Raw genomic sequence first — 24,342 nt, 5'->3', positions numbered from 1 at the left:
GTGTTCCCACGAGTCCCCGACTCTATTTTAGAAGAGAAACATATGACCGACTAGAAGAAAATGCCCTTCATGCGGATGATCACCGGCAACATGACGACCATCATCACCACCGGGAAAATGCAGAGGCCAAGCGGTATCATCATCTTAACGGGCAAGGCGTTGGCGCGCTCTTCGGCCTGCAATATGCGCTGACCGCGCATCTCGGCGCTGTAGACGCGCAGGGCGTCAGTGAGACTGGTGCCCAGCTCTTCCGATTGGCGGAACAGCACAGCCAATGCCTTTGCTTCGTCGAGACCGATGCGATCGGAGAGTTCGCGCAAGGTCTCGCGCAGTGGCTTGCCCGCTCGCAACTGCAGATTCATGATCGAGAGCTGGATGCCGAGCCATTTGTGCGTTCCGGCCATTTCCTGGCTGACTCGTTCGACCGCCGCCTCCAGGCTCATGCCAGCATCGGCGCAGGTGATCATCATGTCCATGAAATCGGGAAAGGCGCGACGATAGACCTGCTTCTGGGCGTTTTCGAAACGATCGAGCATGATGGCTGGGATAACGATGCAGCCGAGGCCGATCAGGCTCGCCCCCCCGAAAGCGAAGAAGCCTGGCAATTTCGGCGGCAATACCTTCGACAGGAGGGCGTACATAAGCAGAAAGCCTATGGCGACGGCGCCCAGCCGGCAAAGTGTGTAGATGAGAGGCGCGCTCGCGTGATAAAAGCCGGCACGAAAGAGCTTTGCCTCCAGAGCGTTCGGCTCCTTGCGTTCCTTCTCGATCGACTTGAAATAGGCATCGACCGGCTTTTGGGCGGCGACCTTGGCAAGATGGTCTTGTCCCAGGATCGAGCGCCGATCCACGGGCCCGTCGCCGACGAGACTTCCTGTCACCAGCCTGCGCGTTTGCATCGCGGGCATGAACACCAACGCGGCGAACAGGAATAACGCCACCGCCGCCGCGAAGACGGCGAGGGAGAGCAGAAAGGTCAGGTAGTCGGTGTTCGATAGCAGGCTGATGGCTCGCTCCTAGAAGTCGAAAGTGACCATGCGATACATGATAAAGTCACCTAAAATGGCCCATAGTCCAAAAGTCAGAAAAACCGGAAATACGACTGGATTCCCCCAAATCTGCCCGTAGTATGACGGCGCAATAAGTTGCAGTATCAGGAACATCACGACAGGAAACAGCGAGATAATCCACGCGGATGCGCGGCCTTCGGCCGAAAGCGCCCTGATTTTTAATCTCAACTTCTGCCGTTCGCGCAGTACAGACGAGAGGTTCGCAAGGATCTCTGTGAGGTTGCCGCCCGTCTTGGCCTGGATCGAGAGCGAGACAGACAGCAGATGAAGTCCCTCGAAGCCGACCCGCTCCGACAGTTTCCGCACCGCTTGCTCCATACTCAGCCCGAAGGTGATCTCGTCAGAGACGATGCCGAATTCCGTGCCGAGCGGATCAGGCATTTCGCGGGCGACGAGGCCGATCGCGACGGAGGCCGGGTGGCCGGCGCGAAGCGAACGGACGATCATGTCGAGCGCATCGGGCAATTGCCTGGCGAATTTCAGGATTCGCTTTTTGCAGGCGCGACGCAGGATGAGAAGCGGCAACAAAAAGCCCACTACCAGGAAGACGAGGAGCGCCTCCAGTGCCGAAAGATTGATCAGGAACCAAAGAAGCAACGCCAGTGCCAAACCGGCAAGAAGGAAAGACGCCGCAAAGGTCATCGGGTTTCCGGTGATACCCGACTGAGTGTATAGCCGGTTCAACCAGACAAAACCGGAGATGAAATCTCCTGAATCGGTCAGGCCGCGCTCGCGCAGCAAACGTTGCAGGGTACGTTCCGCCGGCGCGTCATCGGAGAGGCGGCGAAGCCGGTGATTGACCGCGACCCGGCGCGAGCGCCGACCGGCAAGCGAAAGATAGAAGGCTTCGCCGACAAGAATGACGGAGGCCGCCGCGACCGCGTAGATGAAATAGAGCAGTGCCTGTCCGGTCAGCATCACAAGGCAACCTGGGGATTGAACGCATCCTTGGCAAAATGAAGGCCGAGCGTGGCGGCCTCAGGGGCAAAGCGCGGGCGCACGCCGGTGGCGCGGAAATCGCCGATGATCGTCCCATCGGCGACAACATCGCGCCTGACGAAATGATAGATTTCCTGCAGCTGCACGACATTGCCTTCCATGCCGGTGATCTCCGCGATGGAGACGACACGCCGGCCGCCATCGGCAAGGCGCTGGGTCTGGACAATAATGTCGATGGCCGAGGCGATCTGGGCACGGATCGAATCATGCGTCATAGGCAGACCGGCCATGCCGACCATCTGCTCCAGGCGCGAAATGGCGTCGCGCGGCGTGTTGGCGTGGATGGTTGTCATCGAGCCTTCGTGGCCGGTGTTCATGGCCTGCAACATGTCGAAGGCTTCCTCGCCGCGCACTTCGCCGACGATGATGCGGTCGGGGCGCATGCGCAGCGCGTTCTTGACCAGCTCGCGCTGGCGGATCTCACCCTTGCCCTCGACATTGGGAGGACGCGTTTCCAGCCGGCCGACATGCGGCTGCTGCAGTTGTAGCTCAGCCGCGTCCTCGATGGTGACTAGGCGCTCCCTGGCCGGGATGTAGCTCGACAGCGCGTTGAGCAGCGTCGTCTTGCCGCTGCCGGTGCCGCCGGAAACCAGGATCGACTTGCGCGCCTGCACCGCGATCCTGAGCATGTCGATCATCGGCTGGCGGATCGAATTGAACGCCATCAGGCGTTCCAATGAATAAGGGTTCTTCGAGAATTTGCGTATCGAGACCAGCGGGCCGTCGATCGAAACCGGCCGCACGGCGATGTTGACGCGCGAGCCGTCCGCCAGGCGCGCATCCGCCATCGGCGCGGATTCATCCACGCGGCGACCAATGGCCGAGACGATCTTGTTGATGATCCTCAGCAGATGCACCTCGTCGCGGAACCGGATAGCGGTTTCCTCGATCATGCCGCGACGCTCGATGAAGACACGCTCATGGGTGTTGATCATGATGTCGGTAATCGAGTCGTCCTTGAGCAGGGGCTCGATCGGACCGAGCCCCAGCATCTCGTCGGCGGTGTCGCTGGTCAGCTGATCGAGCTCGCGGGCGTTCAACGGTACGTTCCGGCCGCGCACGAACTCGCGCACGATCGGCCGAATCTCATTGAGGATCTCGTCCTTCGACGCGCTTTCCAGCGCCGTCAGGTTAAAGCGGTCGATGAGATGACGATGCAGCTCGACTTTAAGAGTCAGAAAATCATCGCCCTGTGGCTCGGCTTCGACCGCGGGAGCGGTAGCCGCCCCATTCGACGCGATGACGACTGGCGCCAGTGGCATCTTCTGTTCGTTCGGCCCTTTGATGAAGCGACCCAACATGCCGCTTACCCCCTTATCTTTTCCCCAAATGGAAACTAAGCGTTAACCACGAGAGGCACAAGCGGCCTGCAAGCCACAGAGCGTATATTACTTGCGACATAGTTAAGAGATGAGGAATGGGGAAATCGTTTTATTTTCCCCTGCGTTCCGTGCACCGACTAAAGTCCTACGACCTTTGTCAATATCCATGCGACATTGGTCGATAAGCCGCTAGATATACTGAGATATGCATTATTTCTAATGTGGCAACCGAGAGGTATGGCTGCGGCGGAATTGTGAACGAATGGTTAAGATCACTTGAAAAACGAGGCGAATCAAGCTGTTGTGAAAATTCAAAAAGCGTTTGAACGAGTATTGAAAGGTTAAGGGACTGTTAATCCGTTTGACACTGCTTTTTCGCGCGACCTAGGATTGAACGTGACGGGGGATGCTTGGGTATGGGGTTCATCCTTGGCTCTGTCTCGTCGGGTTCAAACCTCCAAAGGGAGAAATTGGCATGAAGAAGCTCATGACGATGGCCCGGCAGTTCCGCGACGAAGAAAACGGCGCTGCTATGGTCGAATATTCGATTCTGATCGGTATCATCACGGCAGCAGCGATCACGTTGATCGTTGGCGTAGGTGCCTATGTGACCGACGCTTGGCAAACCCTCTGCACCGCCTTGGGTAGGACAGGCGCTGGCTGCACGGCGGCGGGTTGAACAAACTGCTGGAGAGCGTTGTGTCCGGGCCTCTCCGGCTTGAAGATTTGTACCAGGCCCAAATTACCTGGGCCTGGTACAAACCGTAGTTGGGCTGGGGCTTGGGTAAATGCGCGCCAATACACTCATTATGATCGTGCTCGCCGGTATATTCGGCGTCCTGGCGGTCGTGCTGATCAACATCTGGCTGGCCGGTCAGCGCAACGCAATGGCGCAGTCGAACGGCGTGCAAGCAAGCACCGTTGTCGTTGCAGCCATGCCGCTGAAATTCGGCGACGCGCTGAGCACCGACAACTTGCGCGAAATTGCATGGCCGGCGGGAGCCGTGCCAGCAGGCGCATTCAAGACAATCAAGGAAGCGATGGCCGGCAACGGATCGCGCCAGGCGCTGCAATCGATCAGCGCCAATGAACCTATTCTCGCCGCCAAGATCACCGGGCCGGGCCAGCGGGCCACGCTGTCGGCAGTGCTCGCCGAGGGCATGAAAGCAGTTTCCATCCGCGTGAACGACGTGCTCGGCGTCGCAGGATTTGTCTTTCCTGGCGACAGGGTCGACGTTTTGTTGACACGGAACGTTCGAGGCGACGACGGCGCCGACAGAAGCTTCGTCGACGTGCTGCTGCAGAGCGTGAAGGTGCTTGCCGTCGATCAGGTCGCCGACGAGAGCAAGGATGCCCCGCAGGTCGTGAAAGCCGTCACGGTCGAAGTCAGCACCAAGGACGCGCAGAAGCTGACACTCGCGGCGGGCGCCGGCCAATTGTCATTGGCTTTGCGCCAGGCTGCAGGCAGCAAGGGTGAGGCGAATGAGAGGGTCACGCTGGCGGATCTAACCGCCGACACGCCTGAGGATGTCGCCAAGCGCCAGGCCGAGCTGGATAGGCAGGCTGCGGAGGAAGCGGCGCGCAAACAGGCCGACCAAAGGATTGACGGCCTCGCCAAGGCGGTGGAACGTGTCGGCAGTCAACTCGATCAGTTGAGCAAGGCAAAGCCCGCTCCGGCAGTCGCCACGGCGCCGCAACCGGTGAAGGAAGTCGTCAAATACGTTCAACCGGAGCCGCCCAAGCTGGCAACGGTCGGAGTGTTCCGGGGCGTCAAGCTGGAATCATACGAAGTGCCGCGACAAGACTGACGAGGGTCGGCGCGGCGGAGGCTGCCCTGGAGCAGCGAGTGGGGAGACGGGGAATGAAGGGGTTTTGGGTAAGGATGGCGGCGGCCGCGCTATCCGTGTTGGGCGTATCGGCGATCTCCGGCCATCCGGCTGCGGCGGCTGACCGCTTCATCGACGTGTCGAGCCCGTCGCTGCATCGCGTGTTCGTCCCCGTTTCCCAATCCGCCACGATCCAGGTGAACGCCACTTTGGGCGACATCGTGGTCGGCGACGAGAAGATCGCCGACGCGCAGCCAATGACCGACAAGACGCTCTACATCATCGGCAAGAGCGTCGGCACCACCACCGTCAATCTGTTTTCCGAGGACAAGCGCTCGCTGGGCGCCATCCAGATCGAGGTCGGCCAGGATGTCAGCGACATGGCGGTAGCCATTCGCCAGGTGGCACCCAAGGCTCGGATCGAGATCGGTTCCATCAACGGCAAGGTCAGACTTTCGGGCCATGTCAAGGATGCCGCAATGTTGGCATCCATTGTAGAAGTCACCCAGCAATACGGGCCAGACTCCATCATCAATGCCGTCACCATTGACGACAGCGAACAGGTCAATCTTTCGGTGCGCATCCTGGAGGCCAAGCGGAATGCAGGCCGCGATCTCGGGGTGTCCATCAGGAGCACGAACAGCCGCGGCACGACGCTAACGGGCACGGGCGTTGCGGCAGTTGATAAGGACAAAGTCGTGCTTGGGTCTGGCGACCTTGTCAGCGGGCTGCTGTCCACAGCGAGCCCATTTGGAGCATTGATTACCCGCGTGATCGACAGCAACGTCAAGGTCGATCTCATCATTGAAGCGTTGGAGTCGAAAGGCGTTGTGCGCCTGCTGGCCGAACCAAACCTCACCACGGTTTCCGGCGAGACAGCTAGCTTCAACGCCGGCGGCGAAGTGCCGATCCGCAGCGTCAACAGCCAGGGCGAAATCGAAATCCAGTTCAAGCAATTCGGTGTCAACCTGAACTTCACGCCGGTCGTTCTCGACGATGGCAAGATCCACATCAAGCTCGCGCCGGAGGTCAGCGACCTCACCGGCTTTACGCCTGCGGGCGACCCTATTTTCACCAACCGGAAGTTGGCAACAGTGGTCGATTTGCGCGACGGCCAGAGCTTCGCGGTCGGGGGCCTGCTTTCCAGCAAGAACACCAGGCTGCAGGACCAGGTGCCGTGGCTCGGCCAGGTGCCGATCATCGGCGCGCTGTTTCACAATTCGAGCACGCAGAAGGAAGAGACCGAGCTGGTCGTCATCGTCACCCCGCATCTCGTGCGGCCGGTGAGGCCTGGCGAGCAACTGGCGACGCCTTTCGACAAGACGAGACCGGCCAACGATCCGGAGCTCATGCTGCTCGGCCAGCTCGAAGTCAACAAGGACATGATCCGCATGTACGAGCATGGCGAAGGCGTCACCGGGCCCTATGGCCACATGCTGGATGTGAAATCGAAGGACAAGCTGGTCTATGTCAAGAAATAAGCTCCTGCTCGTCCTTCTCGCCACCGGCCTGCTTGCGGGCTGCGCGGCCGACTATCTGAACAATTACGACACGATGACGCTGGCTGCCGGCGACTCGCAGAAGGCCAATCAGCTGCTGCAGACGGTCGATCCGTATAACCCGGCTTCCAACAATACCAAGATCGAAGGCGACGGCGCGCGGTCCGTCGCTGTCGTGCAGAAATACAAGCTGCCGCCAAGCACGACCGCGCCGGCGACAAACATGACGGTCAATGTCGGCCCGACTGGCACGACGCAGTGAATTGAGCAGAAGGATGCGGCGCCGGGCGCGCGAGGACGCCTGGCACGAATGGAACAGAGAGTAGATCATGTTGAGGACCATTCGTGAATTCCGGGACGATCAGCGCGGCATAGCGATGATCCTCGTCACTATCATGCTGCCAGTGCTTATCGGCTTTGCGCTCCTGGTCATCGACATGAGTCGGGCCAACAGCTTGCACAACGATCTGCAGAAGGGCGCCGATGCGTTCGCGCTGGCTGGAGCTGCGGAACTCGATGGGCGAGTGGATGCGCTAACTCGCGCTAACCGCGCCATTCTCAATCTCGTTCAGAATACTTATCGCTTCTCCACCCAAAACACTCAGCAGACATTGACTGCTACAAACACTGACACCAGCAGCATTACGTGGCGCTACCTGAGCGGCATACCAGCCAATGACAGCGATCCTATTCTCGATGCGAGCGTAACAACCGATCCGGCTGCAGCGCGCTTTGTCCAGGTCACCGTCAAGCCAGTCGGGTTTGCGACCATTTTTCCAGCATCGTTCCTGACCGGAAGCAATGCCAGCAACGGCATGAGCATCGGATCGACTGCGGTAGCTGGAAACGCCGGCACCACGGTGTGCTCGATGGTGCCGGTGTTCATCTGCAATCCTTTCCCCGGTCAGGATCTAAACCAGATCGCGAACTCGGCAAGCCTTTTGAAGAAGAGCCTCAAGCTTGTTGTGGGCGGCTCCTCATGGGGCCCGGGTAATTTCGGTTTTCTGCGGCCAAGCGACGGCCACGGCTACGGCGAAAGCGACCTGGCAAACGATGTTGCCATCGGTCAAGTGCCTGAATGCGTGAACACTAGGCTCATCTATACGCAGACCGGCAACTTGACGACCAAGGTTACCAATGCGTTCAACACCCGCTTCGACCTGTTTCCGAACGGCGCTAACAGCTTCCCATCGAAAAACGACAGCCGGTGGCCGCCCGCGCCCAATGTGCGAAAAGGCTACAAAACGACGGGCGGCTGCAACAGCACCTTGCAGACCGATACTACAAAGTTCCGCGGACTGACTCCCGACCTGCAGTTCAACGGGCAGATCGGCAACGGGTTGTGGGATTATAACGGCTATGTCAGCGCCAACAATCTGGCTGCCGGCCTTGCTGGCTTCAAGGACGCCAACAACAACGCCTACAGCAACACCAACCCGCCATCACGCTACGATCTCTACAAATACGAAAATGATCCTTCTCATAATCTTGTAGGCACCGCATCAAAAGGCGGAGAGACGGGCACGCCGTCCTGTGCCTCGACAACGGGCAGCGCCAGCCGGCGTCTGTTCCAGGCAGCAATCGTGGATTGCAGCTCGCAAGCCGTTCTCAATCAGCTCAACGGACAAAGCGGCGCCGTGCCGGCGATGGGCTTTGCGAGCCTATTCTTGACCCAGCCGATCGACAGCGGCGCCGTCATGGCGGAGATCGTGGACATCAACGGCACGCTTGGCCGCGGCACCCTGTCTTCGGTGGTGCGGACCGAAGTACAGCTTTATAGGTGATGCGATGCTTGCCGCCTTGGGCCTAGTTCTGCGCAGGTTCGGCCTTGAGGAGAAGGGCACAGCTCTCGTCGAGATGACGCTGATCACGCCGCTCATGATCAGCCTTTCGGCCGGCGTGTTCGAATTTGGCAATCTTCTCCACAAGAAATTGCTGATTGAAGCCGGACTCAACGATGGGGCTCGCTTCGCGGCGCGCTGCAATCAGACGCTCAATCCGTCGGTGAACTGTGCTACATACGCACGCAACATCGCCGCCACGGGAACCTATGATTGCGGCGGCAACTGCAATGTCTCCGGCAGGGTTTCGGGTTGGTTGCCGTCAACGGTTACCGTCAATCTCAACTATCTTGTCATTCCTGTGACAACAGACACCAACGGGTTGCAGAACTACAGCAGTTCGACTTCGAACGTTAGGGTGGTGCAGCTCTCTACTTCTTTCAGCTATACCGGTGTTTCTTTGCTGAACTATCTCGGGTTAGGACCGATCACCCTTTCCGCTGCCCATCAAGAACGTTACATCGGGTCCTGAAAATGCAGAGCCTCGTTACGTTCAGAAAAGACGAAGCCGGCGCGGCAATGGTGGAGTTCACCATCGTCATGACATTGCTGTTCACGCTTACTCTTGGTTTCGTTGACTTCGGCTATGCATTGTACCAATGGAACGCCGCCACAAAGGCCGTTGAAGCAGGCGCTCGCTTGGCTTCTATTTCAGCCCCGGTGGCGCCTGAGATCACCACCGCCGGACTCGCGACCTCACCCGGTGACCCGATCCCTGTTGGTAACTACAACTATACCTGCAATGGCGCGACCAGCACCTGCACATGCACCGGCGCGGGATGTGTGGCGGGCACGTTTACCCTGGCGAACTTCAATCGCATCTTCCGCGGCGATGCCAGCGGCACTGGAACCTGCCCAGCGCTGGCCGCAGGGCAGCGGCCAGGCATGTGTCATTTCTTTCCAAGGCTGCAACCAGCCAACGTCGTCGTCAAATACACGGCGACCGGTCTCGGCTATTACACTCGCGCCGGCGGATCCGTGCCGACCATCAGTGTCAGCCTGCAGAATGTCACCTTTCAATTCTTCTTCCTGGGCGGACTGCTCGGCTTCAACAACATCACCATGCCCTCGATGCTGAGCACGGCTACGGGCGAAGACATGAAGAGCACATGGCCATGAACGCCATCGACACCAGAGTCCTCCCCACAAAACGCAAGCAGGTGGCGCTGTTTTCCGGCGATGCGAATTTCAAGCGCGATGTCACAACGCGGCTCGACGCGCTGGCGATCTATGACGTGAAGGTCTCTGATGCGGCGGAGTTCCTCAAAGGGCCGCCTGTCGACAGCCGGCCCGGCATCATCATCCTCGATCTCGCCAATGGCGAGCTGCTCGGCAATCCGGGGATCGTCGAGGCGCGCGCGGCCTGGGCGTCGGTGCCGCTGATCGCGATCTCGGACGAGCTCACCTCCGAGCAGACGCGCGTTCTGGTGCGAATGAACGCGTCCGACTGGCTGCACAAGCCGCTCGACGCCAAGGAGCTGCTCAACGCCGTCACCTTCCACGACACCGGCAGCCAGGGCACCAAGAGCCGCATCGTCACCTTCATTGCCGCCAGCGGCGGCGCCGGCGCCACCACACTGGCGATCTCGGCGGCCGAGTATCTGGCCTCGAAGTCGGCCGAGCGGGCGGCCTCGACGTGCCTCGTCGATCTCGACTTCCAGAGCGCCAATTGCGGCGCCTATCTCAACCAGTTCAACCAGTTCGATCTCTCCGGCATCATCGGCCAGCCGGACCGGCTCGACGTCGAGCTGATGGACGTCATCAAATTGTCGCGGCCCTCCGGCCTGACGCTCTATTCCTTCGAGCGGCCGCAGCTGCCGTTCGAGCCGCGCGGCTCCGACTTCGTCTTCCGGCTGCTCGATCTCGTCGCCTATCGCTTCGACGACATCGTCATCGACCTGCCCAACATCGAGACGCCGTGGCACGATTCGGTGCTGCGCACGAGCGACGAGATCTTCATCGTCTTCGAGCTCAACGTCGCTTCGCTCAGGCAAGGCAAGCGGCTCTACAAGAAGATCCGCGAATTGCGCGGCAACAAGGTCAGCATCACGCTAGTCGCCAACAAGCATAAACGCAAATGGTTCGGCAACCACTTCTCGCGCAGCGAGCTGGAGAAGATCTTCAAGGCGCCGCACATCAAGTCGCTGGCGCTGGACAACGCGCTCCTGGCCGACGCGCTGAACCGCGCCATCCTGCCTTCCGAGGTGGACGGACGCGCGCGCTTCAACAAGGACTTGAAACGCATGTTCAAGGAGCGGCTGGACAATGCCCAGCGCTAGCCTTCGCATTGCCCTTGCCGCGGCCGGCCTGATCGGCATCGCGCTGGCGTCGGCCTGCGACGTGGCGACGGCCGGCTCAGGACTGCCGCCGCTGCCGGCCATGGGCCCCAGCCTGCGCAAGGCGGTCGCCTTCGAGACCGGCGAGCAGCCCGGCACGATCGTCATCCGCAAAAACGAGAAGGCGCTCTATCTGGTGACCGCAGCGGGGCATGCGCTGCGCTACCAGATCAGCGTCGGCCGCGACGGCTTCGGCTGGACCGGGACGGTCAAAATTGCCTCCAAGACCGAATGGCCGGAATGGCGCCCGCCCAGGGAAATGCGCGCGCGCCGGCCGGAACTGCCGGCGATGGTGCCGGCCGGTCCCTACAATCCGCTCGGCGCCAGGGCGCTTTATCTGTCGCGCGACGGGCGCGACACGCTCTATCGCATCCATGGCACCAACGATCCCAAGGGCGTCGGATTCGACGGCACGTCCGGATGCTTCCGGCTGACGAACACCGATGTGATCGATCTCTTCAAACGCGTCGCGGTGGGCGCAAAGGTGGTGGTTGAATGACGATGATCAGCGAGCCGGACGTTCCGGCAATCGAACTCGGTCACAGGGAAGCCGCTCCGGGAAAGCCCAGCCGGGCCAGGCTGATCGGCGTCGTGGCGGTGGGTGCGTTGCTCGTCACCGTCGTCAACGTGACGGCCGCGGCCTATCTCTATCGCGGCGTCAACGACCTCAAGACGATGGAGGCGCGGCTGGAACGGCTCGGTCAGTTCGAGCAGCGGATCGGCGCACGCATCGACACCGTCAATAACGGTTTCCAGAGCCGGTTCGAGACGCTGGACCATCAGTTGCAGGCGAATTTCGGCCGGATCAACGGCAATATCGCCAAGCTTGAGCAAGGCCAGCCGGTCGCCGCCAGCGAGCCGGCGCCCGGCGCGGCCGAGCCTGCCCTGCTCGACAACACCACGGTGGCGGATGCGTCCGCGGCCGACGGAGACGCTGGCGCCGGAGACGGACAGCCCGCGTTCAAGCGCAAGGTCGCGCCTCCGGGGCCCAACCCGTCCTACCAGCGCATCCAGCAGCCCGACGGCAAGGTCTATTACAAGAAGATCAACTGAGCAGGCGGTCTTCGCCTAGACCGGCAGGTTACAGATCGCGCTGCAGCGCAAGCATGCGGACAGCGCGGGCTTCGGCACGCAGCTTTGCCTCGCGCAAGAAGGCGACATGGCAGTAGGCGCATGCCGCGAGACCGAGGCACAGCACCAGGCAGTTCTGCAAGCTGAAGTCGAGCATAAGCGAAAAGCGCCAGCCGTTCGGTACGGTGAAGGCGGCGATCGTGCTTGCCGTCTCGGCCTGGCTGCTCAGCGCCATCATCTTGCCTGCGAAGATCAGCGCGGCGTGATTGGCGAGGAAGAAGCCGGCGGACCTTTTTGCCTGGCAAATCATCCAGCAGGCGCCTGCCGCCAGGACGATAGTGGCCGCATCGAGCGCCATCGATCCGCCGAGATAGACGTGCACCTGCTGCCAGAACATGGTCGAGAATGGCCGCAGCTCGAGCCAGGCGTGCCACGCAGCGGGGCTCGCCGGATAGAAGCCGAGAAGCAGCGCCGCCGCTCGCTCGGCCGCCAGCAGAATGAGCACCAAGGCCGGAAAGGCAAAAAGCAGTATCGGCTTGCGCATCATGTCATCCCTCGACATCCGATGGCCGATTCTAGGCCGCATTGGTTGCGCGAGACTTAACGCAACGCCTTGCTTTTCAAGGAATGTCGCTCACATCTAATGTATGGTCCGATTCAGCGGTCGGGGGTGGCGCCATGTCGACAGGAGCTAACGGGTCGCGCTCGGGCCGCACCGCTGGCTATCGGCACGATCCCGCGAGGGTCCACGCGTGAACCAGGTGAGCGCGTCCGGCCGCCCGCTGCTGGCGTCAGCGCTCGGCGGTCTCGGCCTGCTCGCAGGCATGGTGCTGATCGTCGAGGGTGGCCGCCTGCTGCCGCCCACTTCGATCGCACCGGCTCAGGACCCCGGCGACCTGAAGCCGGCCTTCCATGGCCCGATCCATGACGCGCGGCCAGGCCGGCCGGCGCGCAAGATCGCCGAGGACCTCATTGCGCCGCCGCCGCTCGACCCATCCGGGATCGAGCGCATCGAACCGCGTCCTCCGCTTGGCGAGCTCGGACTTGCGCCGCGGCCGCAGATGCCGATGCCGCAGGATTGGCGCGAGACGCTGCTTTTCCGTCCCGTCGCGACCTCCTCGGCGGTCGTCGAAGCCATGGGACGCACCGTCGCCATCAGCGGGACGGTCGACATAAGCCCCGACAGGACCTGCATGTTCGACGACACCGCCTGGCCCTGCGGCCAGCGGGCGCGGGCCGCCTTCAACGCCTGGCTGCGCGGGCGGGCGCTGAAATGCTTCCTGCCGCCGGACGTCGACCGTTTTGCCATCGCCGCGCCCTGCGCGCTCGGCACGCAGGATGTCGGCGCCTGGCTGGTTTCGAACGGCTGGGCGATGGCCGCTCCCGCCGGCATTTACGGCAAGGCGGAGGTGGTGGCGAGGACCGCCCGGATGGGCATTTTCGGCCCACCGCAATAGTGCTACCGCGGGAAAGCCGGTGGCCGCTCCCCTCGCGCACTTGCGTGAAAGCAGAATGGTCAGGGCGGTTCAGCACTTCTAAAACCTGGACTGGGCCGACGACCTGGCAGGTCGTCAGCCACCGACCGCGGCCGCCGGTGTGCCGGATCCGGCGCTTGCCATGGAGAACATGCCGACTTGCATCAAATTGTACGTTTCCCTGACACCGAAATCGTAACGGACCTCCTGTATGCCATGCGTCGAACAGGAGATTGGCCCTTGACTGCGAAAACACCGACCGCGCCGGTTCAAACGTGGAAGCACCTCATCTTGCTGGCCGCGCTTGGCACCGCCGCCTGCGTCGCGCTTTCGCTCGGGTTGAACTACCTGCTGCTTTTCAGCGACAGCCTGACGCCATTCGGCCGCGGGGCAATTACGGCAATCATCGTGCCGATCGTCATCGGTCTGCCGTTGTTTGCCCTGCTCGGCTGGCAACAGGTGGAGATCCGCCGCTACCGGCAGGAACTCACCAGATCCGGCACCTACGACCAACTGACCGGCTGCCTGAACGGCAAGGTGTTCACCTCGATGGTCGACAGGAGGGCGGCGAAACCAGCCGGACCGCGCTCCGGCGCCTTTCTGGTCATCCATCCGGAACATCTGGCATCGATCAACCTGCGCTTCGGTCTCGAATGGGGCGACGAGGCCTTGCGGCTGATCGCATCGGCCATCCGATCCGCGGTGCGCAAGGACGATCTGATCGGCCGGATCGGAACCTCGATGTTCGGCGTCTTCCTGCCGGGCGCGAGCGAAGAGGACGCCAAGGACATCGGCGAGCGCATTCGCGGCACGGTCGGCGAGATCTACTTCGCGCCCAAAGGCGACAAGGACGTGCTTGCGATCAAAGTCGGCGGCGTCATTTTCGAGCGGGAGCTGGATTTCGAGGACATGTTCCGCTTCGCGGAGGAAGGCATGGCCGAGATCCCGGACGAAGCCGGCCTGCGGCTGTCGCATGTCACCAACTGAGCCGGCGTGATCGCCCGACACGCCCACCAAGATGTTTCGAAAGCTGGTGCTGCGAGAGGATTGAACTTCCGCTAATTCAATAAAAACAATACCTTACACTATGTTTTCTAGCATTTTGACGACCGACAAGGTGACCCTGCTGGACAGTTGTCTTGCAGGCAAACCCCAGCAAATCACCCCTCGACCTTGCTTGGATTTCCGCTAGCATGGCCGCGAATTAGCTGTTCCTGAAGAAATCGAATTTCGCTGAAGGGGGCGAAAATTCATGGAGATGCAGCAGGTCCGCTATTTCTTGGCCCTGTCCAACACGTTGAACTTCACCAGAGCGGCCGAGGAATGCAACGTCACTCAGCCGGCGCTTACGCGCGCGATCAAGACGCTTGAAGAAGAACTCGGTGGCGAGCTGCTCCGGCGAGAGCGTCAGCACTCGCACCTGACGGAACTTGGACGGCGGATGTTGCCCTTGCTGCAACAATGCTATGACGCGGCCACTTCCGCCAAGTCATTGGCCAAGGCTGTGCAAAGCAGCGATGTTGCGCCGCTCAATGTGACCATTTCGAACAGCATCAACATTGCGCTGCTGGTTTCGCCGTTCACCGAGCTCTTTCGGGCCTATCCCGGTGTGCATCTCAAAATCCACCGTGGCTCGCCGGCGGCCGTGATCGAGGCGCTAAAGGGCGGTGAAGTAGAGTTGGCGATTGCCGGCCCCCTTGGACAGGCTTGGGACCGCCTGGACGTGTGGCCTCTGTTCCAGGAAGGGATCGAACTCGCGGTAAATTCAGATCACCCGCTCGCCCGGCGAAATGAGGCTGATGTCGCCCTGGCTCAGCTCGCCGCCGAACCTGTGCTCAGCCGGATCGATTGGGAGACGAGCGAGGAACTAGCGCGTTGTCTTTCCGCTAAAGGGTATACTCCCCGGACCGCGCATGAAGTCGAGACCGACCAGGATCTCCTTGCGCTGCTTGAGGCCAATGCCGGAGTTGGCTTTGTCTCGCTTACCGCACCGCGATCCTCGAACATCCGCCGGCTCAAGCTTCGCGATCTGGACGTCTCGCGGATCGTTTCGGTTTATGCGGTCGCCGGCAGGCAGCGCGCACCTGTCGCGACGACGCTGCTCAATCTCTTGAGAGCGGCCGACTGGTCATCCTTTGGCGTCAGCGAGCCCGCCTGAGCGCCGCGATCAGGTCGTCGATGTCCATGCGACGGCGGTAGTCCGGATCGACGAAGCGGTCGGTGATGATCCCGTCGGTTCCGACGACGAATGTGGCCGGGATCGGCAGGAACCAGCTGTAGTTGCGCTGATAGCTTGGGAGGTCATAGGCAACGCCCATCAACCGCTCCATTTCGGTTCCGATCCATATTGCCAGGTTAAGAGACAGGGCGTAGCCATTGTCCATATCGGTCAGGAAGGGGAAGCTTGCGCCAACCGCGGCCTTCATCGCCCTGGCGAATTTGCCTCGCTCGGGCATGATCGCCACGATTTGCCCGGCCAATGCCGCGATCTCCTGCTGCGCTTCGACGATGCCGATCGCGTTCAAACGGCAGTAAGGGCACCAATGCCCGCGCTGGAAGGTGATCACAGCGGGCCCTTGGAGCAGGATGTCGGCCAAGCCAACCAGCCTGCCTTCGTCGTCAGGCAGCAGGAATGGCGGCATGACATCGCCGGGCTTTGGCGCCGCCGCTCCGGCACCCTGTTTCTCCAGGCGTTCCACCAGCCGATCTACAGCGTCCGCGAACTCCGAGTTTAGGCGGCGGACCGCCGCGGCAACCACCGCCAGCCGTTCATTGAGAGGCGCATCAAGCTCGATGGCTGCCTGGAGGGACTGCTCGAATGTCATTGCCTGGTCGTCGGCGGCCATGTCTGCACTTTCATACATCGCACACAGCCTATCACCGTAACCCCTCGGCAGTTGCCATGTTTTTCCTGCATGGATTTGATGCCCCACCGGCATCGACACGTGCCAAATCTGTGTCCTTCTTCGCTGACCCGAGGCGACGCGTTACATCATGTTCCTGATATCCGCTGTGAAGGTCGGGAAAGCGCAGACCATCTCAGACAGCTCTCGTGCCGTGATGCCGTGCTTCATCGCGAGCGCAAATATGTGGATCAGCTCTTCGCCGGCATGGCCGACCAGGTGAGCCCCAAGGATCCTGTCTGTCGTTTCCTCGACGATGATCTTCGACCACGCTACCGGCTCGGCGTAAATCCTGGCCGAAAGCCAGCCTTGCATGTCGTTCGAGTGGACGTTGATGATGAAGCCGCGTTCCCTCGCCTTGGCCTCGGTCAAACCGACGGTTGCCACGGCCGGAATGCTGTAGAGCGAGGCAGGTATTTGACTGTAGTCGGGCCGATGTTTCGGGCCGTCGACGATATTGCGGCCGACGATGCCGCCCTCGTAGGTCGCTATCGGCGAAAGCTGCGGAGAATTCCAGACCGCGTCGCCGCAGACATAGACGTTCGGATTGGAACGGGACCTCAGATGATCGTCGATCTCGATGCGGCCTTCGCGATGCACGATGACGCCGGCGCCGAGATCGAGGCCCTCGACATTGGCAACGCGCCCGGCGCAATTGACGGCCCGATCTGCGTCCACCCGGTATTCGGCACCATCCTTCGCGAAGCTCACCCGCAGTCGCCCGTCGACCTCCTCGATCTTCTTGACCCAGGCCTTGGTATGGATGCTGATACCCAGGCGCTCGCTCTCACCAAGGAGCTGAGCAACGGCATCCACGTCGAAGCTTCCCAGAAGCTGCGGCAGCGCCTCGAGGATCGTGACTTCGACGCCGGCGCGCGCATAGACGTGACCCAGCTCGAAAGCGATAACGCCACCGCCAATGAACACCACGGCGCGAGGCAGCGTCGGATCGCTCAGCACATCGTCCGATGTCGTCAGGAATTCCGAGCCGGGAATCGGCATTGGGCGCGGCTTCGAGCCGGTGGCGATGACGATGTTCCTGGCCTCGAATTCTCGACTGCCGACGCGGATGGCGTTGCTGGCGACAAATGCGGCCTCGCCGTAGATGACGTCGACGCCTCGCTTGGCCATCAAACCGGACAATCGGGACGGGATATCCCTGATGATGTCCCTTTCCCGCTCGATCAAGCCTCGCCAATCTAGCCGCGGCGGTTCGATCCTTATTGCATGATCGCCGGCCCTCGCGATCTCGTCGAGCGCGTGGGCTGCCGCGACCAGCACCTTCTTCGGAGTGCAGCCGCGATTGGGACAGGTGCCGCCAAGATCGCGAGCCTCTATCATGGCGACGGAAAGTCCGGCGGCGCGCGTCGCAACCGTCACACCCATTCCGGCATTGCCGCCGCCCAGGATCACGACGTCATACTTTTCCATCGCCATCGCCTCCGCCGCTCTAATGAAGCTTGATGCGCGGTCTGGCGCGCTTGACGATCATCTCGCCGATCGAAGCCAGCGTGGTCTGCGCCAGGCCGTGCACCGCCTTGAGATGCATCTTGTGCAGCGAGCGATAGACGAGCCTTGCAACGAGACCTTCGATCTTCAGTCCCCCGATCAGGCTGCCGAACGCACCGTAGTCGGCGAGTGAGACGAGGGAACCATAGTCGCGGTAGCGATACGCCGGTGGGGCCCGCTCCGCGAGACGCGCCGCAATCACCTTGGCCATGTGGTGAGCCTGCTGATGCGCTGTCTGGGCGCGCGGCGGCAAGGCGTTTTCTTCGCCCGGGAGAACGCAGTTCGCGCAGTCGCCAATCGCGAACACATTCTCGTCTGCGACCGTGCGCAAGGTTTCATCGACGATCAGGCGGTTGATGCGATCGGTTTCGAGACCTTCGAGACCCTTCAGGAAATCCGGCGCCTTGATACCGGCGGCCCAGACGACCAGTTCGGCAGGCACAAAGAGCTTGTCGCCGAGCCGTATACCGTCTTCGGTCACTTCAGTGACCTTGATCCCGCAGCGTATCTGCACGCCCAACTTGATCAGCAAGCGTGCCGTGGCGCGCGCCATCTGCTCAGGCAGCGCAGGCAGGATTCTCGGTCCGGCTTCGACGATGGTGATGCGGATCAGCCTTTCGAAATCGATGTTGTCGAGATTATGCGACGCTATCTCGCGCATCGACTTGTGAAGTTCCGCTGCCAGCTCGACGCCGGTGGCGCCGGCGCCGACGATGACGCAATGGAGCTGACCGGGTGAAAGCTGCTCATACTGCGCATTGGCGCGCAGGCAGGCATCGATCATGCGCTTGTTGAAGCGGGCCGCCTGTTCCGCGGTATCGAGCGAAAGGGCATGGCGCGCGGCGCCCGGCGTGCCGAAGTCATTGGTCACGCTGCCGACGGCCATGACCAGCGTGTCGTAGCCCAGAACGCGCGGCGGGATGACCTGGCGACCGTCATCGTCGAAGCTGGGCGCAACGAAAACCTGGCGTTTGGCACGATCGATGCCGACGACCTCGCCAATGCGGTATCGGTAGCCGTGGCGGCTGGCATGGGCGATGTATTCGACCGCATCGTGTGATGCGCTCAAGGCGCCGGATGCCACCTCATGCAACAGCGGCTTCCAGATATGGGTGCGGTTTCGGTCGACAAGCGTGACGGAAAGCCGCCGGTTGCCGAACTTGCGGCCGAGGCGCGTCGCCAGTTCCAGGCCGCCCGCGCCACCGCCTACAATGATCACGCGGTGCAATGACTTGTCCGCGTGCGAGGGAGTCTCCGGGATCGTGCGGAACAGCGCAGCATTGTTGGCGAGCACGGCTTCCGGGATCAACCGCATGCCGGGGGTGACAATCTGCATCGGTGGTCTCCGTATCTTGCTCGGCGCGGCACGTCACTCTTGGGATTCGTGGATCACAATGCCTTGCAGCATGTCGACCTCGCATTCCCAGGGCTTGTCAGCGAGGACGCGCTGCCCATGCTCGTATCCTGCCTGCCAGCGCGTGCGTATGCCCGAGCGGGTGAAGTCGATGTCCTTGGTGTGGTCCTCGCCGTCCAGTCGCGGCGAAAGCAGGCGAACGAGATGCATGACCGACGGGCAGCCATAGGAGGCGAGCTCCTTGAACATCGGATCCTCGCGACGCTCCTCCGGCACGAGCCTTCCCAGTTCGCGCACGACATGCCGCAACCGATGCAGTTGCTCCTGCCGTGCAACGTGGCTCCGGCCGCGGCTGGCATATTGAAGGTCCTTCTGTCGCCCCATGACCTGCCAGATCGATTTCGGCTCGTTGGCGCGGGGCTGCCACATGTTGACGGCAAAGATCAGCGCGTCGCGCCGAGGGCGCTCGTCCAGCACGACCTCGATGGGCGTGTTCGAATAGATGCCGCCGTCCCAATAGGGCTCGCCGTCGATGCAGACTGCTGGAAACGCCGGCGGCAAGGCGCCCGACGCCATGACATGCGCCGCCGACAGGATCATCTCGCGCGTGTCGAAATATTTGAGCTCGCTGGTGTTGACGTTGACCGCGCCGACCGTCAGCCGCGTGTGGCGCCCGTTGAGATAGTCGAAGTCGATCAGATTGCTGAGCGTCCTCTTGAGCGGATCCGTGGTGTAATAGGATGCGTTCTCGACACCAACCTCGCGGTTGACTCCGAACATGGCGCTTGGGTTCGGCTCGAAGAACCCCGGGATGCCGCGCATCACCGTGCCCATATTGGCAAAGATGTTGCTTGGAACCATCATCCGGAAAAACTCGTCGAACGGACTGCTGCGGCTGACGCCGTCCCAGAATTCCTGGAGCCTGGCCAGACGCACGCCGGGCTCGTTTCCAGCAATCAGCGCGGCGTTGATGGCGCCGATGGACGTGCCGATGACCCAGTCCGGTTCGATGCCGCCCTCGACCAGCGCCTGGTAGACGCCGGCCTGGTAGGCGCCGAGCGCGCCGCCGCCTTGAAGGACAAGAACGGTCTGACGCTTGACTTCGCCCTGATGGCCAAGCGCCGGTCCTGCTTCCGGAGCGGACAGGTTTTGCGTGATCTTGTTCATCGCCTTCGCTCCTCGTGCGGGTCTAGTGAGCAGTCCAACCGCCTTCGATCGGCATGACGGCACCGGTGATCGAGGCCGCGTCGTCCGACGCCAGGAACAGGCAGAGCGCGGCAACCTGCTCGACCGTGACGAATTGCTTGGTCGGCTGCGCTGCCAGCAGAACATCCTTGATCACCTGCTGCTCGGTGATGCCGCGCGCCTTGGCGGTATCCGGTATCTGCTTTTCGACCAGCGGCGTGAGCACGTAGCCGGGGCAAACGGCGTTGACCGTGATGCCCTGTTCGGCAACCTCCAACGCGACGGCCTTGGTCAGGCCGGCGACACCGTGCTTGGCAGCGACATAGGCGGATTTATAGGGCGATGCGACGAGCGCGTGCGCCGAGGCCACGTTGATGATGCGGCCCCATTTGCGCGCCTTCATCGCCTGCAAGGCGCGCCGGATCGTATAGAACGAAGACATGAGATCGATCGCCACCACCGCTTCCCATTTCTCGATCGGGAAGTCGTCGATCGGCGCGACATGCTGAATGCCGGCGTTGTTGACCAGTATGTCGACGGCGCCGAACTCGGCGATGGCCTTGTCCATCATCGCCGTGATGGCGTCGCCCTTGCTCATGTCGGCATTGTCGTATCGAATGACGGCCTGATGATCGGCCGCAAGCTTGGCCCGCAGGCGTTCGATCTCGGCGGCGTCGCCAAAGCCGTTCAGAACGATGTTGCAGCCCTCGGCCGCGAAGGCTTCGGCAATGCCTTGCCCGATGCCGCTGGTCGAACCGGTGATGAGCGCTGTCTTGCCTTTGAGCATCGTCTTGTCCTTCCGATTGCGCTACGAGCGACGGGGTGCGGGCCGGCTCTGGATCTGACGATGAGTATGGTGAACCGCCGCAAGCTGCGGAAATGCCGTTGAGACATGGATTCGATAGCTGACGGTCAGATCGTCGGCTGTGGAGGTCGATCGACCGTTCGGGTTGTTTGACGTCAGGGCAGCTAGTAAGATTGCATGGCACCCGGGCCGTGCCGTATGCACGTCCAGTGAGGGAGCGTGCAGTGGAGATCAGCCAGGTCAAATACTTCTTGGCCGTCGCCAAGGAACTGAATTTCACGCGGGCGGCCGAGCAGTGCAATGTCACGCAGCCGGCGCTGTCGCGCGCCATCAAACTCCTGGAAGATGAATTCGGCGGGCCGCTTTTCCACCGCGAGCGCCGTTTCACTCACCCAGCCCGGTATACTGGAGCGATCGTGACGACTGGACATTGGCGATGATCGCCGCCGGGCCGGCTTCGGCTTCATGCCCGAGCATACCGCCAAGCATCCTGGCGTGGTGCCTCTGCCGATCACGGAGCCGGAATTCTGGCGGGAGGTCAATCTCGTCACGGTGCGCGGCCGCAGGCATTCGCCCGCGGTGGGCGCATTGGTGCGAGAGGCCACGCAGAAGAAATGGTTTGGCGAGCGGGCTAAAGCGTTGTCCGCCGCCGAATAGGGTCGCCGGGCAAGGCAGCGTGCCTTGCGTGTCCGGGCAATGCTTTTCCGCATTCAGTTCTTCTTGACGGTTGAGGTCACCGACTGGATGACTTCCGTTGCCATCTTGAACTGCGCGGTGCGGTCGGTGATGCCGTGCCGCCTGGCGATCCAGTCGAAATCGCTGTAGGCGGCGTAAACCGAGCCGTCGGCGCTCTGGTAGACCAGCACTCTCACAGGCCAGTCGAGCCCGGCTTCGGGATTGGAGGTGATGAAGGTGGTGCCGAGCGCCGGATTGCCGAACATGACCAGCCGCGACGGCCTGACATCGTTGCCCGCATTCTTGCCAAGCTGTGCCTGGTCGATGACGCCGAAGAACTTGATGCCTTTCTTGAGCACGTCCTTCTTGATGCGGGCGACGGTTTCAGCGACGGAATAGTCGCTCTTGACGGTGACGACGCCGTCCGAAGCCGCAGCCGGGAGGGCAGCAGACATCAGCATGGCTGCGCCTGCAAACAGAGCTTTGAGATGGTTGATCATGTCGGTCTCCTTGGTTGGACAACTAAGTTTCGATTTCAGGTCTCAGGCCTTCGGCGTTTGCAGCACGCGCGCGATCGCGATCGCACTGGCGAGAACCGCGACCAGCACGATCACGCATGCGGTCCAGTCGACGCGGTCGTAGATCTGTCCGATGAGGAAGCTGCCGGCGAGCCCGCCCGCGTAGTAGGACGCGAGATAGATGCCGCTCGCGGCGGCGCGATCGCGCGACGCGGTCCGGCTGACATGTCCCGTGGCTATCGCTTGAGCCAGGAAGGTGCCGACGGCGACCAGCGCCATCCCGGCGAGGACGACCGGAAGGCTGGGTGCGAGCAGCAGAAGCAAACCGATGATCGCCAGCCCAAGCGTCGCGCCCACCCCCATTCTCGGGCCAAGGCCTGAGGCCACGCGCCCGGCGAGCGGAGTGGTCAGCATCGATGGCAAGAAGACGAAATAGACTGCGCCAAGCGCCATGGGGGTCAGCGAAAGCGGCACCGCGACAAGCTGAAAATTCACATAGGTGAACGTGCCGATAAAGACGAACAGGATCAAAAAGCCGATCGCAAAGCAGGCACGCAGCTCGGCGTTCCGCAACGGGGCTTTCCAGGCGGCGCGGGCGGGCTGACCCTCGGCGTCGGCGGGCATCATTGCCGAGGTCTTTTGCCACGTGAACCAGACAAGGGCGGCGCCGAGCAGATTAAGCGCGGCGAAGGTCAGAAAGTTGGTGGAGATGCCGAACGTGTCGGCGACGGCCGCCGACATCAACCGGCCGAAAAAGTTGCTGGCAACATTCCCCGTCACATAGGCCGCAAGCGCGCTCGTCGTCTGCCGCGCCGAAAAATGCTCTGCCAGGTAGGCCATGGTGAGCGTGAACGCAGTCGACATGCAAAGGCCTTGCACCACTCGCAGCAGTGCGAAGACCACAATATTGTCCGTCTGCGACAGCAGCGTCGTCGGGATCGCCAGGATGGCCAGGCTGATCCAGATGCCGTTGCGGCGGTCGATGCCTCGCCCAAAGAGAGCGACGGCAATCCCGGCCACTGCCATGCCGAAGGTGCTGGCGTTGACGGCAAAGCCCATGGTGGCGCGACTGACGCCGAATTTCACCACCAGCGAAGGCAGGATGGCTTGGGTGGCGAACAGATCGACGAGCGTCAGGAACGCAATCAGCGCGATCAGGCCGAAGCGCCAGCTATCCGCGGCCGCCATGCGAAGCCGCGTCGGTTCGGAATGCTCACTGGTCGTCATGACAGGCTCCGTTGCCACGTCCTCAGGCAATCACCCGAGGACGGGTTTTTGGTTTCTGATGCCGGGATATCTTCACCGCGGCGAGCGGCTTACATCATGTGGTCTTCATGCATCGCCGACGGCAGGACGTCGGCGGAATAGAGGACGGCCGGAACCTTGCCGTTGTTCTTCCACCAGTGGGCGAGCTGGCCGAACTCGGCGGTCGCGTCGCCGGCCGGATGCTCGATGCCGACCTTGCAGGTGCTGGCGTATTCAGTGATCGAGCCTTCGAGGACGATAATGTTGGCAGGGCGGACATTGTGCTCATGCCACGGCACGACGCCGCCGGGCTGAACGACGAGCTTGCGAAGGCGCAGCATGTTGCCTTTCCAGGCCTCGCCCTTGCTGCTCAGATCGATTGCGGAAAGCACCGTGTCGGTCACGCCGACCGGTTTGCTTGGATGTTCCTGGATATCGGTGGTGGCGGCCTGGCCGGCAGGGCAGTCGCCGGCGAAAGCCGGGGCCGCGGAAAGTGCAGCGGTCGCGGACAGCATGCCCAGCGCGAACGCAAGGTTGAGTTTCTTGGTAGCCATCTCGTATTTCTCCTTTGTCGGTGCCCAATCGCGGGAGGCGGGGCATGACGAGGAGAGTGACCGGAGCCTTCCCGAAAGAGAAATGCTGACTGGCTCTTAAATCGATACCTGAAAACTATCGTCGATCATCATACGGGCGCAGCAATCCGCGCCAC

At 61.6% G+C, this 24,342-nt stretch carries 26 protein-coding genes and 1 pseudogene; 15 read left to right on the top strand and 12 right to left on the bottom strand.

The genetic code is table 11. The features are described 5' to 3' along the window. Positions 1-50: 50 nt before the first annotated feature. The 3 genes from LB552_RS28790 to LB552_RS28780 form a co-directional block, all read right to left on the bottom strand. Complete coding sequence (locus tag LB552_RS28790; protein WP_224611508.1) at positions 51-881, bottom strand: type II secretion system F family protein; 831 nt, start codon at positions 879-881, stop codon at positions 51-53. Between the two features lie 135 nt (positions 882-1,016). After that, on the bottom strand, positions 1,017-1,988 hold the full coding sequence (locus tag LB552_RS28785) for a type II secretion system F family protein (protein ID WP_224611507.1): 972 nt from the start codon (positions 1,986-1,988) through the stop codon (positions 1,017-1,019). Then, positions 1,988-3,331 carry a CpaF family protein gene (locus LB552_RS28780; protein WP_411966415.1) on the bottom strand — a complete coding sequence of 448 codons (1,344 nt, stop codon included), beginning with the start codon at positions 3,329-3,331 and terminating at the stop codon, positions 1,988-1,990. The genes LB552_RS28785 and LB552_RS28780 overlap by 1 nt, the downstream gene beginning before the upstream one ends. A gap of 535 nt (positions 3,332-3,866) precedes the next feature. On the opposite strand from LB552_RS28780, the gene LB552_RS28775 reads away from it, so the two are divergent. The 10 genes from LB552_RS28775 (at position 3,867) to LB552_RS28730 (ending at position 11,946) form a co-directional block, all read left to right on the top strand. After that, the gene (locus LB552_RS28775; RefSeq protein ID WP_224611504.1) at positions 3,867-4,070 is read left to right on the top strand and encodes a Flp family type IVb pilin; all 204 of its coding nucleotides are present in this window, start codon (positions 3,867-3,869) and stop codon (positions 4,068-4,070) included. A 109-nt stretch (positions 4,071-4,179) separates the two neighbouring features. Beyond that, the gene (cpaB, locus tag LB552_RS28770; protein WP_224611502.1) at positions 4,180-5,199 is read left to right on the top strand and encodes a Flp pilus assembly protein CpaB; all 1,020 of its coding nucleotides are present in this window, start codon (positions 4,180-4,182) and stop codon (positions 5,197-5,199) included. A gap of 53 nt (positions 5,200-5,252) precedes the next feature. Further along, a complete protein-coding gene (locus tag LB552_RS28765; RefSeq protein WP_224611501.1) occupies positions 5,253-6,698 on the top strand; it encodes a type II and III secretion system protein family protein in 1,446 nt (481 codons plus the stop codon). Beyond that, entirely contained in the window at positions 6,685-6,978 is a 294-nt protein-coding gene (locus LB552_RS28760) for a hypothetical protein (protein WP_224611499.1), read from the top strand. The genes LB552_RS28765 and LB552_RS28760 overlap by 14 nt, the downstream gene beginning before the upstream one ends. 67 nt (positions 6,979-7,045) lie before the next feature. Next, entirely contained in the window at positions 7,046-8,500 is a 1,455-nt protein-coding gene (locus LB552_RS28755) for a TadE/TadG family type IV pilus assembly protein (RefSeq protein WP_224611497.1), read from the top strand. Between the two features lie 4 nt (positions 8,501-8,504). After that, positions 8,505-9,029, top strand: a complete 525-nt coding sequence (locus LB552_RS28750) for a TadE/TadG family type IV pilus assembly protein (RefSeq protein WP_224611495.1) — start codon at positions 8,505-8,507, stop codon at positions 9,027-9,029. A 2-nt stretch (positions 9,030-9,031) separates the two neighbouring features. After that, the gene (locus LB552_RS28745) at positions 9,032-9,676 is read left to right on the top strand and encodes a TadE/TadG family type IV pilus assembly protein (RefSeq protein WP_224611493.1); all 645 of its coding nucleotides are present in this window, start codon (positions 9,032-9,034) and stop codon (positions 9,674-9,676) included. Next, positions 9,673-10,836, top strand: a complete 1,164-nt coding sequence (locus LB552_RS28740) for a CpaE family protein (protein ID WP_224611491.1) — start codon at positions 9,673-9,675, stop codon at positions 10,834-10,836. The genes LB552_RS28745 and LB552_RS28740 overlap by 4 nt, the downstream gene beginning before the upstream one ends. Then, a complete protein-coding gene (locus tag LB552_RS28735; RefSeq protein ID WP_224611489.1) occupies positions 10,823-11,392 on the top strand; it encodes a L,D-transpeptidase in 570 nt (189 codons plus the stop codon). The genes LB552_RS28740 and LB552_RS28735 overlap by 14 nt, the downstream gene beginning before the upstream one ends. After that, positions 11,389-11,946 (top strand): hypothetical protein, encoded by a 558-nt coding sequence (locus LB552_RS28730; RefSeq protein ID WP_224611486.1) that lies wholly within the window; start codon positions 11,389-11,391, stop codon positions 11,944-11,946. The genes LB552_RS28735 and LB552_RS28730 overlap by 4 nt, the downstream gene beginning before the upstream one ends. Before the next feature lie 28 nt (positions 11,947-11,974). On the opposite strand, the gene LB552_RS28725 is transcribed toward LB552_RS28730, so the two are convergent. Further along, complete coding sequence (locus LB552_RS28725; RefSeq protein WP_224611480.1) at positions 11,975-12,508, bottom strand: hypothetical protein; 534 nt, start codon at positions 12,506-12,508, stop codon at positions 11,975-11,977. Between the two features lie 208 nt (positions 12,509-12,716). Between LB552_RS28725 and LB552_RS28720 the strand changes: the two genes are divergently transcribed. The 3 genes from LB552_RS28720 (at position 12,717) to LB552_RS28710 (ending at position 15,597) form a co-directional block, all read left to right on the top strand. Continuing rightward, positions 12,717-13,421, top strand: a complete 705-nt coding sequence (locus LB552_RS28720; RefSeq protein ID WP_224611478.1) for a thermonuclease family protein — start codon at positions 12,717-12,719, stop codon at positions 13,419-13,421. Between the two features lie 258 nt (positions 13,422-13,679). Then, entirely contained in the window at positions 13,680-14,426 is a 747-nt protein-coding gene (locus LB552_RS28715) for a GGDEF domain-containing protein (protein WP_224611477.1), read from the top strand. Between the two features lie 265 nt (positions 14,427-14,691). After that, the gene (locus LB552_RS28710) at positions 14,692-15,597 is read left to right on the top strand and encodes a LysR family transcriptional regulator (RefSeq protein ID WP_140847209.1); all 906 of its coding nucleotides are present in this window, start codon (positions 14,692-14,694) and stop codon (positions 15,595-15,597) included. On the opposite strand, the gene LB552_RS28705 is transcribed toward LB552_RS28710, so the two are convergent. From LB552_RS28705 to LB552_RS28685, 5 genes are read right to left on the bottom strand one after another with little or no spacing between them, the layout of a single operon-like run. Then, positions 15,581-16,378, bottom strand: a complete 798-nt coding sequence (locus LB552_RS28705) for a peroxiredoxin-like family protein (RefSeq protein WP_318012072.1) — start codon at positions 16,376-16,378, stop codon at positions 15,581-15,583. The two genes, LB552_RS28710 and LB552_RS28705, sit on opposite strands and share 17 nt — an antisense overlap. 48 nt (positions 16,379-16,426) lie before the next feature. Continuing rightward, positions 16,427-17,773 (bottom strand): dihydrolipoyl dehydrogenase family protein, encoded by a 1,347-nt coding sequence (locus LB552_RS28700; RefSeq protein ID WP_224611476.1) that lies wholly within the window; start codon positions 17,771-17,773, stop codon positions 16,427-16,429. Between the two features lie 19 nt (positions 17,774-17,792). Then, a complete protein-coding gene (locus LB552_RS28695; protein WP_224611475.1) occupies positions 17,793-19,187 on the bottom strand; it encodes an NAD(P)/FAD-dependent oxidoreductase in 1,395 nt (464 codons plus the stop codon). Between the two features lie 33 nt (positions 19,188-19,220). Further along, the gene (locus tag LB552_RS28690; protein ID WP_140847203.1) at positions 19,221-20,372 is read right to left on the bottom strand and encodes a patatin-like phospholipase family protein; all 1,152 of its coding nucleotides are present in this window, start codon (positions 20,370-20,372) and stop codon (positions 19,221-19,223) included. A gap of 22 nt (positions 20,373-20,394) precedes the next feature. Next, positions 20,395-21,177 carry a 3-hydroxybutyrate dehydrogenase gene (locus tag LB552_RS28685; RefSeq protein ID WP_140847200.1) on the bottom strand — a complete coding sequence of 261 codons (783 nt, stop codon included), beginning with the start codon at positions 21,175-21,177 and terminating at the stop codon, positions 20,395-20,397. Between the two features lie 242 nt (positions 21,178-21,419). Here LB552_RS28685 and LB552_RS28680 point away from each other — a divergent pair. Beyond that, a pseudogene (locus LB552_RS28680) lies at positions 21,420-21,587 on the top strand (LysR family transcriptional regulator); the annotation flags it as partial. A 73-nt stretch (positions 21,588-21,660) separates the two neighbouring features. After that, positions 21,661-21,852 (top strand): hypothetical protein, encoded by a 192-nt coding sequence (locus LB552_RS28675; RefSeq protein WP_246680361.1) that lies wholly within the window; start codon positions 21,661-21,663, stop codon positions 21,850-21,852. Positions 21,853-21,905: 53 nt separating this feature from the next. Here the strand turns inward: LB552_RS28675 and LB552_RS28670 are convergent, their stop codons facing one another. From LB552_RS28670 to LB552_RS28660, 3 genes are all read right to left on the bottom strand, one after another. Next, complete coding sequence (locus tag LB552_RS28670) at positions 21,906-22,370, bottom strand: DUF302 domain-containing protein (RefSeq protein WP_140847197.1); 465 nt, start codon at positions 22,368-22,370, stop codon at positions 21,906-21,908. A gap of 42 nt (positions 22,371-22,412) precedes the next feature. Next, complete coding sequence (locus LB552_RS28665) at positions 22,413-23,615, bottom strand: MFS transporter (protein WP_224611473.1); 1,203 nt, start codon at positions 23,613-23,615, stop codon at positions 22,413-22,415. A gap of 89 nt (positions 23,616-23,704) precedes the next feature. Continuing rightward, positions 23,705-24,187 (bottom strand): cupin, encoded by a 483-nt coding sequence (locus LB552_RS28660; RefSeq protein WP_140847192.1) that lies wholly within the window; start codon positions 24,185-24,187, stop codon positions 23,705-23,707. Positions 24,188-24,342 lie beyond the last annotated feature (155 nt).

The organism is Mesorhizobium sp. CA7 (assembly GCF_020165015.1).
Classification (GTDB): Bacteria; Pseudomonadota; Alphaproteobacteria; order Rhizobiales; family Rhizobiaceae; genus Mesorhizobium.
This window is presented reverse-complemented; position numbering and strand designations above follow the sequence as displayed.